Origin of the sequence: Paraniabella ginsengisoli (assembly GCF_022513635.1) — a bacterium.
Lineage (GTDB): Bacteria > Bacteroidota > Bacteroidia > Chitinophagales > Chitinophagaceae > Niabella > Niabella ginsengisoli.
The window spans coordinates 1,040,692-1,053,074 of the sequence record NZ_JAKWBL010000001.1; the positions used below are offsets into that span (position 1 = coordinate 1,040,692).

Here is a 12,383-nt window from a genome sequence, read left to right on the forward strand (position 1 = left end):
ATAATATTTAAGATTTAAAATTATCTTGCGACCATGTCTGTAGATAAGGTTATATCTGATTGGAGGAAAAAAGCTTATAAACCAGTATATTGGATAGAAGGTGATGAGGATTTTTATGTAGATCAGTTAGTAAATTATGCTGAACAAAACATCCTGTCGGAAAGTGAAGCTTCGTTTAATTTAACCGTTTTTTATGGAAAAGATGCCGCCTGGCCAGATGTGTTGAATGCATGTAAGAAATACCCTATGTTCTCTGACAGACAAGTAGTTATAATAAAAGAGGCGCAGCAAATGAGGGATGTAGACAAACTGGAATCTTATATCCAAAGTCCGCTGAGTTCTACTATTTTACTTGTAGCATTTAAAGATAAAAAGCTTGATTCCCGTACCAAATTTGCCAAATTAGTAAAGGATAAAGCGGAATATATTCTTACCAAGAAACTGTACGAAAATGCATTACCAGAATGGGTCAATACTGTTGTTTCAACAATGGGATATTCCATTTCACCCAAAGCGAACAGCCTTCTTGTAGATCATATTGGCAATGATCTCAGCCGAATTAAGAATGAATTAGATAAGATACTCATCAATCTTGGTTCGAGGAAAGCTATAACGGAAGAAGACGTTGAAAACTATGTTGGTATCAGTAAAGAATTCAATGTTTTTGAATTACAAAATGCAATTGCTACGCGAAATCTGGCTAAAGCTATACGCATTATACAGTATTTCGAAGCTAATCCAAAAGTGGCGCCCATACAATTAGTGTTGCCCTCACTTTATTCGTTTTTTAACAAAGTATATATGGTTTTTGGCGCTTCGGGTGGTGAAGATGGAATTGCTAAGCAAATAGGAGTAGGGCCTTACTTTGTTAAAAGTTATTTACAGGCTACCAAAACGTATAGTTTCAGCGATGTAGAAAAGATTTTATTGCTATTACATAATTATAATTTGAAAAGCCTGGGCATAGGCGCAGCACGTATTGAGGACGCAGAACTCATGAAGGAATTGGTGGTGAAAGTGATGATGTAGCCTGCAGTCCATGGTCTATCGACCATAGACCATGGACTATTCCTCGCCTCCCATCCACATGGCACCGCCCACGCTATTGCGTGTAGCACCGGTAACAGAACTAAGCACATTATATTCTTCGCGCCAACGCAAAACGCCGATTAGTGCCATGATGAGCGCTTCTTTATATTGTACCAACTGTTCTTCCGGCACAATTACTTTTATATAGTCTAAGGCCTCTTGCAAGCGTTCGATTAAATAGGTATTAAGTGCGCCACCGCCGGTAACCAACAATTGTGAGCCTTCTACTGATTCTAAGCGGTTATTAATAATAGAATTTTTTATTTGTCTAACAATATGTGCCACGTAAGTGTGCAATGCATCGGCGATGGGAAGTGCGTGTTTTTTAATTATTGGATAAACCGTATCTGTTCCAAAGCTATTGGCCAACGATTTAGGCGTAGGCAAACTATAATAAGTAAGGCCGTTCAATTCGTTTAGCAACGCCTGATTAATATTGCCACTTCTGGCTATGGCTCCATCTTTGTCAAACTCTTGACCGGCTTCGTTTGCCAGCAAATTCAATACACGATTAGCCGCACAAATGTCAAAAGCTTTGTATTGGTTGCCTGCATTGATAGAAATATTAGCAATACCGCCAATGTTCAAAAAATAATGATAGCCGGAAAATAATAGTTGTTCGCCAATAGGAACAATAGGTGCACCCTGCCCGCTAAAAGCCACGTCCATAGCGCGCAGGTCGCTTACCACCGGTAATTGTGTTGTTGCTGCAATAGCAGCACCATCGCCGAGTTGCGCCGTCATTTTTTTGAGGGAATATGAAAAGTTGTATGTCCGTGTGAAGCAATTACAGCTACCTTGAATTGTAGATTGTGCTTATTGATAAAGTCATTAACACACCCGCCAATATAATGGCCATATTCTGTATGCAATAGTTGATAATCTAAAGCAGAAAGCAAAGTGGCATTTTTTAGTTTTTCGGTCCACACTTCGCTGTAGGGTAAACACTCGGCGTGTATTATTTCATAATTCCATTTTCCGCCGTTTTCCAAAATTTCTGTAAAAACAATATCTAATCCGTCGAGCGAGCTGCCACTCATTAATCCTATTGCGCGATAAATCATTTTGAGGAGTTGAAAAAGTTGAAGGTTGAAAAAGTTGAAGGTTGAAAAGTTTACAAGTTACCAGTTTCAAGTTTCAGGTAATTGTACATCGTGATTCGCACATCGTACATAATTGTCGATTTATAATCGGAACGATGAAGAGTGCGACGCAATTTCGACGCTATATATTCTGCTGTTTGGCTCATAAAGAAATATAATGCTGTAAGTTTGCCAAACGTACATTAAATTTTTTATTCGATACTTTATACTGATAAAAAATAGCGCCGTTTACTTAAAATCAATAACAGCATGATCAAAAACTTAAGTAAAAACCATAGCCTCCTGAGTAATTGGGTAAGTGAGTTGCGAGATGTTGATGTGCAAGTTGACCGCATGCGGTTTAGGCGTAACCTGGAGCGTATTGGCGAAGTGCTGGCTTACGAAATAAGTAAGGAGCTATCTTTTGTGACCAGGGAAACGCAGACTCCTTTGGGTATTTCGGAAAGTAAGGTGTTGCAAGAGCAACCTGTGCTGGCCACGATTCTTCGGGCGGGTTTGGCGCTGCATCAGGGATTGCTGAATTACTTTGATAAAGCAGATAATGCGTTTGTATCGGCTTATCGCAAGCATCATAAAGACGGCACTTTTGATATTGAAGTAGAATATGTGAGCAGTCCTGATCTTGAAAACAGGATACTGATCATTGCTGATCCGATGTTGGCTACTGGTGCATCTTTAGTTAAAACCATTCAATATTTAAAGAGCGAAGGCAAACCAAAAGAAATTCATATTGCTGCGGCCATCGCCTGTGTGGATGGACTGGAATATGTAACACGCGAAGTACCCGAAGCTAAAATATGGTGTGGCGATATTGATGAAGAGCTAACCGCCAAAGGTTACATTGTGCCTGGCCTGGGCGATGCCGGCGACCTGGCTTATGGGAGTAAGTCGCAGTATTAAATAAAAAAGAGGACGTTCAAAATTTGAACAATCCTCTTCCCTTTAACGAGGGCTACCTTATAGCCCTAACAGACTTGGAGTAGGTTTTACTGCCATCTTTGTCAACCTGAACAATTCGTATAAATAAATCTTCATTTTCTAAGTGTGAAACATCTGAAGACTTGGTACATGCATAAAGTGTAGCGGCAATACCAAGTGCAACAAATATGAAATAGAACTTGCTGCGTCTTTTATAGAAAAAGCCCATTAAACCAAATAAGGCGATGCCCATAAATGCTGTTGCTGCTGTAGCAATTGAGAATGTATAGCTGATTGGCAATGATGAATTACCTTCATTTGCCTTTGAATCCATTTTTCCGATTTCAAAGAAAAAGCTTTCCGTCTTTCGAGGCTTCAATAATGAAATGATCATTATTAGTTTCTGAAATGGTTTTCCAATCAACCATAAGTTGGTCTCCATTGAAAAAGGCGGTTAGATCGCCTAACTCAATGGGTAAAGGAGTATTTGAAGACGTTGATGCTAACGTAATGTAGTTCGCACCACCTGCTGTAGTAATAGTTGAAATTACTTTAATTGTAACTGTTGATCCCGAAACAGACATAACGTCTTCTAATCCGGTTGCATTGGCAAATGAGGTCGTTCCACCATCACTAAAATTGCCATTATCATCAACTAATAATACCAAATCAGCAGCATTAATGGGTGAGGCACCAAGTGTAATATCCATAAACACTCCTGCCGGAGTACCACTTTTAGTTATTTTCCATTCTCTGTCTATCCGGCTAAAGATGTTTAATCCGGATGGGTATTCGGTGCTGCCTGTACTCTTCATTTGCCCACCGTTGTTACCGATTACTACGAAATTATTTAGAGGAATTGTACCAGTATTGGCATCGTTACTTGCAGCTAAAGTTGGACCAATGTATAAACGTGTTTTATCATCCACCTGATGAGATTGCTTTTGGTTGAGGCCGCTGCCAATATCCCTGCCAATACCAATAACCTGGTTATGATAAGCACCGGCGTCGTCCGAGGCATCCCAAATCGTGTTACCGTCGGAAGAAAGGTAATCTCCGTTGCTTCCTCCGCCACTCTTATCCAGCGTAATTCCATATTTAATGGCTAAGTAAGATTCTATTTTCTTTACATCTACAGCTCCATTTGGTAAGCTATTGATGTCATAATGTGCTACTTCTGCCAGTCGGCCTGCATGAATTCTGGAGTTCAGGCTTGTGTTTCCCCAGGTTCTACCGCCGATTTGAAAACTGCCATCTGGCGCATTGAGACTAAGGCCTCCACAGGCACCACTTTCTTTGCCGTTAAAAGCACTAAAAGCTCCAGCCGTTGTGCTGGCGGAATTATAGTCTACTCTGATAATACCTGGTGTACCTCGTACATCAGAGGTAGGAGAGCAGTTGCCACCGGCAGCATCGACTGAGTATCCGTTAGCGTTAGGGTCATAAACAATTCCTGATGCGCCTTCACCTCCGAGGGAATACACCCCACCCAAGCTATTTTCCGTTGTAGAAGAATGTTGCACGACTGCGAAAATTAGCGCAGGGTTAGAAGATGGTGAAGCAAATTGGCCTTGTAACATTTGATTAGAAACGCCATCAAAAACCAAGGTTGGGTTATAGTTGAAGGTGTTGTTTTCCAGTGTAACATTCGCTGATGCTGTCCTTGATGCTTGCGTAGTCATTGTTGTTGTGATAGCCTGATTAGCCCATTGAGAAACTTGTGATCCGGTAGCGGTAACGCCAGCGTCAGCTTTGGTCCATAAGTATAAGCCTGAACTAACACCGCCAGGTGATTGGCCATACAAGGCATTAGATACTAAAAAAATGAAGGATACGAAAAAGGTTTGAATGGCCAGTTTTAAGGTCTGTGTTTTCATAATAATTGTTTTCAAGTTAAAAAATACTGGCTTAGAGGAGGATTTTATATAAAGGAATACATTCAGCCTTGAGGCTTTAAATGTGCAACTCCTTTATAGCATGCATAGTAGGCAGTAGTAGAAATAGTATAATACTTTACAAGAGGAAGTATTCGTCCTGAAAGAATTTAGAGGATTTTGTATGTGTTTTTCATGATAGATAGTTTTGAGGTGAAATTCGCTTTCACGGGTTATTTTTTAAATGGGTTAGGTAATAGTGGTTAGCTATTTTACAATAGGTTCAGCGTTTCTAAGATAAGGTATTTATATGAAATATCAATAGATTAGGTAAAATAAATATCTTATATATGTTTTTAAAAAATTAAAAAAGTATACCGCCTTTTTTTGAAAAATTTGAAAATCGTATTATTGTGCGAATAAAAGTTTATGGCTGGATCTGTTTATCTAATTCCTACTTTCCTTTACGAAAACGTGTTGCAGGTTTTACCGGCTTACATTTTAGAGGCTGTTGAAAAATGTGATGTTTTTTTTGTAGAGAACGAACGCTCCGCAAGGCGTTATTTAAAGCAACTTAAAAGAGAGATCGTAATTGATAATTATGAATGGTTTACTATTGATAAAGCAGAAAATGAAGTGATACAGGCTTTTCGGGAAAAAGTAAAAGAAAACAAGGTTGTCGGAATTATTAGTGAAGCAGGTTGTCCTGGCGTAGCGGACCCCGGGCAGTTGTTGGTTGCTGCTGCGCAGGCATTGAATGTAAGAGTAGTACCGTTGGTTGGCCCCAGTTCTATTTTATTGGCCTTAATGGCCAGCGGTATGAACGGACAGCAGTTTGCCTTTGCAGGATATTTGCCCATTGATAATACACAAAGGGCAAAGGCTATTCGCGATCTTGAAACGGAATCTAAAAAGAAGGATTGTACACAGATCTTTATTGAAACGCCATACCGCAATAATCAGATGCTGGAAACATTGCTTAAAACCTGTCAGCCATCAACCAGGTTATGCGTGGCTGTAAACATTACGGGCCCAGATGAGTTGATCAAGACCAAAACCGTTGAGCAATGGAAGCAACAAAATATCGACCTTCATAAAAAGCCAGCCATATTTCTTTTAAAAGCCTGATGTAGGTGCAGCATCTTTCATTGAAATAATACTGTCCACAATATATCGGGTGTTACCTCGCCAGGGTAATGCGCCATTGTATTCTTTATAATGAAGATCGAAACGCTTGCCCGAATTCATCTTCAATACATCAAATACTTTTTTGTCTTTTATGGAGAACTCGAATTCGTTGGATTGTACGCCTCCGCCTACAACTCCGCGAATACCTTCCTGTATCAATTTACCTTCATAGGTTTTAAAAAACTGGCCTTTTTCTACAGCAAAGTTTAAATAGCCCGATTTTACACCATCGGAAGTATAGGGATAGTAAAACTTCCAATAAACGTATCCTGCGGCTATCAAAAGGATCACTAAAAAAGCCATTAAAAAAACTTGGCGCAGCCTCCACGTTTCTTAGGTTTCAGTGTTTGTTCTGGCATTGTTTCTATAGGCATAAAAAAGGTTTATCTTAATTTAATTTTAATAATACAATATTAATTTATTGCACTAAATTTGCGGCTCTAAAAGTAGTATTTGTTTTTTGTATGAACAATCTTCTTAGTCATACCAAATATTTTGTATTTCACCCCGGTATCACAACGGGGGTTTATGCTGTTGGGTTTGATGTGTTCATATTTTCTCCGCGTCCACAACGCCGATGTCCTATATGCTGACAGGACATACCTAACGCCAGAGGCACCTGTCAGTGAAAAAAAAACGGATATAACAACATTATAGGACAGGCACCTAAAAATTTACAAATACAAAGAGTGGACAATCAGGAAATTATAGTTAGAGAAGCGGTCTCTGAAGATAAAAAATTTTCAATTATCATCACCGATGAGATGGCCTCATCTGCAGCGGCACGTGGTACCGGTATTGCCAAACGCAGCCCGGAGTATATCGAAAAGAAGATCGACGAAGGCAAGGCGGTAATAGCATTGACTAAAAAGGGCGATTGGGTAGGTTTTTGTTATATTGAAACCTGGAGTCATGGCGAATATGTTGCCAATTCAGGTCTTATCGTTTCCCCCAATTTTCGTAAAAGTGGTGTTGCGAAACAAATAAAGCAGACAATTTTTAATTTAAGCAGGAAGCTTTATCCTCAGGCTAAAATATTTGGACTTACAACAGGCCTGGCTGTAATGAAAATAAACAGCGATTTGGGTTATGAGCCGGTAACATATTCAGAACTTACGCAGGATGAACAGTTTTGGGCAGGATGTAAAAGCTGCGTGAATTATGATATTTTAATGGCAAAGGAACGTAAAAACTGTATGTGTACGGCTATGTTGTACGATCCTAAAGATCATTATGAACCCGAAGAAACAAAAGCTTTTTTGAAGAAAATCAATCGGGTCTTGAAAGGCTTTTACGCCTTAAACAATGGAAGTTTTTAAAACCCTTCCGTAGAAAAGAAAAGAATGGCGGTTCGAGTTCTGGTATAAAAATGTTTTTTCATTCATTATTTCATGTATAAAATATTGCATGAAGGCGTGATCAATTTCAGTAAATAATTAACATGGCTAAAAAGGTTGTTTTAGGTTTTAGTGGTGGTTTAGACACTACTTTTTGTGTAAAATATTTAACCGAAGAAAAAGGTTATGAAGTTCACAGCATTATCGTAAATACCGGTGGTTTTAGCGATAGCGAGCTTGACAATATAGAAGCCCATGCAAAAAAACTGGGAGTAAAATCGCATAAAACAGTTGATGCAGTTAAGAATTATTATGATTCGATCGTTAAATACCTGGTATATGGAAACATCCTTAAAAACAATACTTATCCTTTAAGTGTTTCTGCTGAAAGGTTAAGCCAGGCTTTACATATTGCTGAATATGCCAAGCAGATCAATGCAGATGCAGTAGCGCATGGCAGCACAGGTGCAGGAAACGACCAGGTTCGGTTTGATATGGTGTTGAACATCATAGCACCAGGAACAGAAATTATTACACCCATCCGTGATTTGCAATTGAGCCGCGAATCGGAAATAGAATACCTGAAAAGCAAAGGCGTTGAGATGAATTTTGAAAAGGCTGTTTATTCCATCAATAAAGGCCTCTGGGGAACAAGTGTCGGAGGTAAGGAAACGTTAAACTCAAAAGGTATTTTACCAGAAGATGCATGGCCTACACAAGTTACAAAAACAGCAAGTGAAGAAGTTACGCTTGAGTTTGAAAGAGGTGAATTGGTCGCTGTAAACGACAAAAGTTTTGATCATCCTACAGAGGCTATTCAACATTTACAATCCATTGCTGGTCCTTATGGCATTGGCCGCGATATACATGTTGGTGATACCATCATTGGCATTAAAGGCCGTGTAGGTTTTGAAGCGGCAGCGCCCATACTTATATTGAAAGGCCACCATGCTTTAGAAAAACATGTTCTAAGCAAATGGCAATTGCAATGGAAAGATCAGATATCGCAGTTTTACGGAAGCTGGTTACACGAAGGGCAAATATTGGATCCGGTGATGCGCGATATGGAAGCTTATTTGGAAAGCAGCCAGAGAAATGTAACGGGAAAAGTGTTCATTCAGTTACACCCTTATCGTTATCAGGTAATAGGTATTGAAAGTGACTTCGACCTGATGAACATTGCATTTGGTAGTTATGGTGAAATGAATGCAGGCTTTACCGGTGAAGACGTTAAAGGCTTTACCCGTATATTTGGTAATCAAACTGCGATCTATCATCTGGTTAAAGAAAGCGTTAATCAAAAGAACGCAAGTGAATTTTAATTGAAGAGCAAATAGTTCATGGTTCATAGTTGATGGTATTTATTGACCCGGCTGATGAATATATGGCATCGGTCTTCCGCCAGTTGGCGGACTCTTCAACTGTAGAATAATAATGAGCGATATAAACGACGATAAAAATTAAACTCCCCTTTAGGGGTTGGGGGTAACAAATATGATAAACGTAGGAATTATAGGAGGAGCAGGTTATACAGGCGGAGAATTGATAAGATTACTCATCAATCATCCGCAGGTAAACATATCATATATCCATAGCCGCAGCAATGCAGGTAAGTTTGTTTATGAAGTTCATAAAGATTTGCTCGGCGATACAGACCTGCAATTTAGCGCAGATGTATTACAGGATATCGATTGTTTGTTCCTTTGCTTGGGCCACGGTGAGTCGACAAAGTTTTTACAGGAAAATAAGTTGGACAGTGCTATCAAAATCATTGATCTGGCTAACGATTTTCGTTTACAAAAAGATAAAGTACAGGATGTATTAGGCCGCAGTTTTGTTTACGGTCTGCCCGAGTTGAATAAAGAAGAAATTATCAATGCAAAAAATATAGCCAACCCCGGTTGCTTTGCTACAACCATACAATTAGGACTTTTACCTTTAGCAAAGGCTGGGCTATTAAAAGATATTTATACAACCGGCATTACCGGAAGCACAGGAGCTGGCCAGTCGCTAAGCGCTACATCGCATTTTAGCTGGCGTGCTAATAACATTCAGGCTTACAAAACCTTAACCCATCAGCATTTGGGCGAGATTGGTGAATCGCTGCATCAGTTACAGGGCGAAACAGATTTCGATTTAAGTTTTGTACCCTGGCGTGGAGATTTTACACGGGGTATTTTTGTAAGCTCTACTATTACGACCGACCTTGCTTTAGAAGAATTATATCCTTTGTTTGATGAGTTCTATAAAGATCATCCGTTTACGCAGGTTAGTAAAATGCCTGTTTTTTAAAGCAGGTTGTTAACACCAACAAAGCTGTTGTTCATTTAGAAAAGGCAGGAAATAAATTGGTGGTTCATTCCGCTTTGGATAATTTATTAAAAGGCGCCAGCGGACAGGCGGTACATAATATGAACCTTATATTTGGATTGGAAGAAACACTTGCTTTAAGGCTGAAGCCGGCTGCGTTTTAGACCCTTTTAATCTGAACAATTAAAATTGTTAACTTCGTTGCGTTCTAAATAGATCTAAAATGAAAACAATTAACATAAAAGTTCATACAAGCGAATCTTCTCAAATAGAGGCTATAAAGGCTTTTATGAAAGCGTTAAAGATAAAATTTGAAGTTTCTAAAGAGAAAAGTCCTTACAATTCTGAATTTGTAAAAAAATACAACAGGGAGATGCAGACATAAAAAACGGAAACGGCCGAACTGTAACGCTTGAAGAACTTGACAGCTTATGGAAATAATATTGCTTCCACAAGCTAATGACGACCTTGCATATTGGATAAAAACTGGAAACAAAGCCATTCTGAAAAAATATCAGAATTAACGGAGTCAATCATCGAAAATCCTTACACAGGAATTGGTAAACCTGAAGCGCTTAAATACGATCTTGCCCCAAAATGGTCGAGAAGAATCACCAAAGAACATCGTTACATTTATCTTATTCAACAAAACAAATTGTACGTTTATTCGCTTAAAGGGCATTACGAATAAAATTTGTGTAATTCAGGAGCTTCCAACGCTAAACAATGAAAGTGCTAGCCATCAGTAAATGAGTTGTTTCAAAACTCCCTTTAGGGCTGGAAATTTATTCAAAATAAACCTTCACGGTTTGATATAGCAATTGGTTCTGCATAATCACAGAAGATCGGCTGGCTTTATCTGAATAACCTTTTAAACCAAACAATCCCGCGGCATTCCCTTTATTGATCGCTATTTCAAGATAATCAGCACTATTAAAAAGCGCGAGCTTTTCACCGTCGGGAACATCAGCGTAAGATTCACTTATCTTATTGATTACCTCGTCTCGCAGAAAGATAATCTTAAACGCACGTCCCTGGCGTTGTTCCTCAAACTGGTTTTTGGTAATGTTTACAATAACATTTTCGAAGTTGTCAATGAAGATGATCTGACCTTCTATGAAATTCTTGCTTTCAAGCGGTAGCAAAGGATTTTTTTCTTCAAAACTTATATCAGGGGTGCCTATTTTCTGAATAGATTCGCCGTTAGCTAAACGAGTAATAGTATCAGCTATTACTTTAGTGCAATACAAAGTATTTTTATTGGCTTCCTTATCGAGTTCAATGCCCAGTACAATGTCTGGCTTTTCTTCTAATATCATATTCAACAGGCCATTATCTGCACAAAAAATATATTGGTTTTTATGAAAAGCCAGCAAGAGGTTTTTAGGTTTTTTATCGAAAAGGTTAACCAATATAATATGGTAGGTAAACTCAGGAAAGTTTTTAAAAGCTCCGCGGCAAACGTACGATGCTTGCGGAAAGTTAAAAGGAGCAATATTGTGAGAAATATCTATTAATTGCAGGTCAGGATTGGCTTGCAGCAGTTGAGCTTTTATAGCCCCGACAAGATAGTCGTTATGCCCAATATCTGATGTTAATGTTATAAAGTTCATTTATAAGTTACTGCCTGCAGCGTTCACATTGCGTGGTGCAATTTATTTATTTTTATAATGTGATGAATTTTGTTGTTTGATTTATTCAGAATTTCTATAATAACATAAATTGGGCCGCTCTTATTTAATGAGCTGTTTATTCTTAAAATAAAATTTATGAACCAGCTTATCGGCCAACGAAGGAAAAAATTTATTTAGAAAAACAGTCTCTTTACCTGTTAGCGTGAGCACCAACGTTCTTTTCTTTTTCATGATGCCGCTTAACAGATGACGTGCGCATTCTTCCGCGCTCATCATTTTTTCTTCATCCATCGGATTTTCTTTTTGCGTTTCGCCTTTGTCATTTAATGCATGATCTCTTATTTTAGAAGATGTGAAGCCAGGACTCACCCACATTACATGTACACCATCATCCTTCAATTCTGTTTTTAAAGATTCCAAAAAACCCTGCAAAGCAAACTTGCTCGCGGAGTAACCCGTTCTGCCCGGTAATCCTCTATAGCCAGCGATTGAAGAAATACCTACTATTGTTCCTTTACTTTCTATAAGAGCCGGCATGGCAAATTTGGTGCAATAGACAGCGCCAAAAAAATTAACATCCATTACCTTCTTTATAACATCCAGTTCAAGATCTTTAAAAAGGCCACGCATGCTAATGCCCGCATTGTTGATCAATAAATCAATCTTTCCAAAAACGCCAAGTGTGGAATCGATAAATCTTTTGCATTCGGCTTCGTTACTAACATCGGCAACCAAAGTATGTAATGGCAGCGATGCATGCTGCGCCTGCAATTCATATAATTTATCATGGCTGCGCCCACAAGTGGCCACCCTTGCACCGTAGGAGAGTAAGGCATTTACAAGCGCCCTTCCAATACCATCGGTGCCGCCGGTTACAACAGCTACTTTATCTTTAAAATGGGCATTCATTTAAACGAATAAGTTGATTTT

14 protein-coding genes and 1 pseudogene are annotated in these 12,383 nt (G+C 38.9%); 9 read left to right on the plus strand and 6 right to left on the minus strand.

The window, feature by feature from the left end:
* The first annotated feature begins 33 nt into the window (after nt 1-33).
* Nucleotides 34-1,029: a DNA polymerase III subunit delta gene (holA, locus tag MKP09_RS05820; RefSeq protein WP_240826839.1), complete on the plus strand. Its 996-nt coding sequence runs from the start codon at nt 34-36 to the stop codon at nt 1,027-1,029.
* Nucleotides 1,030-1,065: 36 nt separating this feature from the next.
* Here holA and MKP09_RS05825 read toward each other — a convergent pair.
* A pseudogene (locus tag MKP09_RS05825) lies at nt 1,066-2,153 on the minus strand (anhydro-N-acetylmuramic acid kinase).
* 288 nt (nt 2,154-2,441) lie between these two features.
* Between MKP09_RS05825 and upp the strand changes: the two are divergent.
* Complete coding sequence (gene upp / locus MKP09_RS05830; RefSeq protein WP_240826840.1) at nt 2,442-3,092, plus strand: uracil phosphoribosyltransferase; 651 nt, start codon at nt 2,442-2,444, stop codon at nt 3,090-3,092.
* A 52-nt stretch (nt 3,093-3,144) separates the two neighbouring features.
* On the opposite strand, the gene MKP09_RS05835 is transcribed toward upp, so the two are convergent.
* Nucleotides 3,145-3,444 (minus strand): hypothetical protein, encoded by a 300-nt coding sequence (locus tag MKP09_RS05835; RefSeq protein ID WP_240826841.1) that lies wholly within the window; start codon nt 3,442-3,444, stop codon nt 3,145-3,147.
* A gap of 10 nt (nt 3,445-3,454) precedes the next feature.
* Nucleotides 3,455-4,987, minus strand: coding sequence for a DUF8202 domain-containing protein (locus MKP09_RS05840; protein ID WP_240826842.1), 1,533 nt, complete (start codon nt 4,985-4,987; stop codon nt 3,455-3,457).
* 426 nt (nt 4,988-5,413) lie between these two features.
* Between MKP09_RS05840 and MKP09_RS05845 the strand changes: the two genes are divergently transcribed.
* Nucleotides 5,414-6,112 carry an SAM-dependent methyltransferase gene (locus MKP09_RS05845; RefSeq protein WP_240826843.1) on the plus strand — a complete coding sequence of 233 codons (699 nt, stop codon included), beginning with the start codon at nt 5,414-5,416 and terminating at the stop codon, nt 6,110-6,112.
* Here MKP09_RS05845 and MKP09_RS05850 read toward each other — a convergent pair.
* Nucleotides 6,101-6,475, minus strand: a complete 375-nt coding sequence (locus MKP09_RS05850) for a hypothetical protein (RefSeq protein ID WP_240826844.1) — start codon at nt 6,473-6,475, stop codon at nt 6,101-6,103. The two genes, MKP09_RS05845 and MKP09_RS05850, sit on opposite strands and share 12 nt — an antisense overlap.
* A 386-nt stretch (nt 6,476-6,861) precedes the next feature.
* Between MKP09_RS05850 and MKP09_RS05855 the strand changes: the two genes are divergently transcribed.
* From MKP09_RS05855 to MKP09_RS05875, 6 genes are all read left to right on the plus strand, one after another.
* Nucleotides 6,862-7,491, plus strand: coding sequence for a GNAT family N-acetyltransferase (locus MKP09_RS05855; RefSeq protein WP_240826845.1), 630 nt, complete (start codon nt 6,862-6,864; stop codon nt 7,489-7,491).
* Nucleotides 7,492-7,613: 122 nt separating this feature from the next.
* Nucleotides 7,614-8,831, plus strand: coding sequence for an argininosuccinate synthase (gene argG, locus MKP09_RS05860; RefSeq protein ID WP_240826846.1), 1,218 nt, complete (start codon nt 7,614-7,616; stop codon nt 8,829-8,831).
* Between the two features lie 172 nt (nt 8,832-9,003).
* A complete protein-coding gene (locus MKP09_RS05865; protein ID WP_240826847.1) occupies nt 9,004-9,801 on the plus strand; it encodes an N-acetyl-gamma-glutamyl-phosphate reductase in 798 nt (265 codons plus the stop codon).
* A gap of 56 nt (nt 9,802-9,857) precedes the next feature.
* Complete coding sequence (locus MKP09_RS28605; protein ID WP_262915131.1) at nt 9,858-9,983, plus strand: hypothetical protein; 126 nt, start codon at nt 9,858-9,860, stop codon at nt 9,981-9,983.
* A gap of 59 nt (nt 9,984-10,042) precedes the next feature.
* Entirely contained in the window at nt 10,043-10,204 is a 162-nt protein-coding gene (locus MKP09_RS05870; RefSeq protein ID WP_240826848.1) for a DUF2683 family protein, read from the plus strand.
* A 90-nt stretch (nt 10,205-10,294) separates the two neighbouring features.
* Entirely contained in the window at nt 10,295-10,510 is a 216-nt protein-coding gene (locus tag MKP09_RS05875) for a Txe/YoeB family addiction module toxin (RefSeq protein ID WP_240826849.1), read from the plus strand.
* A gap of 94 nt (nt 10,511-10,604) precedes the next feature.
* On the opposite strand, the gene MKP09_RS05880 is transcribed toward MKP09_RS05875, so the two are convergent.
* Complete coding sequence (locus MKP09_RS05880; protein WP_240826850.1) at nt 10,605-11,432, minus strand: SAM hydrolase/SAM-dependent halogenase family protein; 828 nt, start codon at nt 11,430-11,432, stop codon at nt 10,605-10,607.
* Between the two features lie 120 nt (nt 11,433-11,552).
* Nucleotides 11,553-12,362 carry an SDR family oxidoreductase gene (locus tag MKP09_RS05885; protein ID WP_240826851.1) on the minus strand — a complete coding sequence of 270 codons (810 nt, stop codon included), beginning with the start codon at nt 12,360-12,362 and terminating at the stop codon, nt 11,553-11,555.
* Nucleotides 12,363-12,383 lie beyond the last annotated feature (21 nt).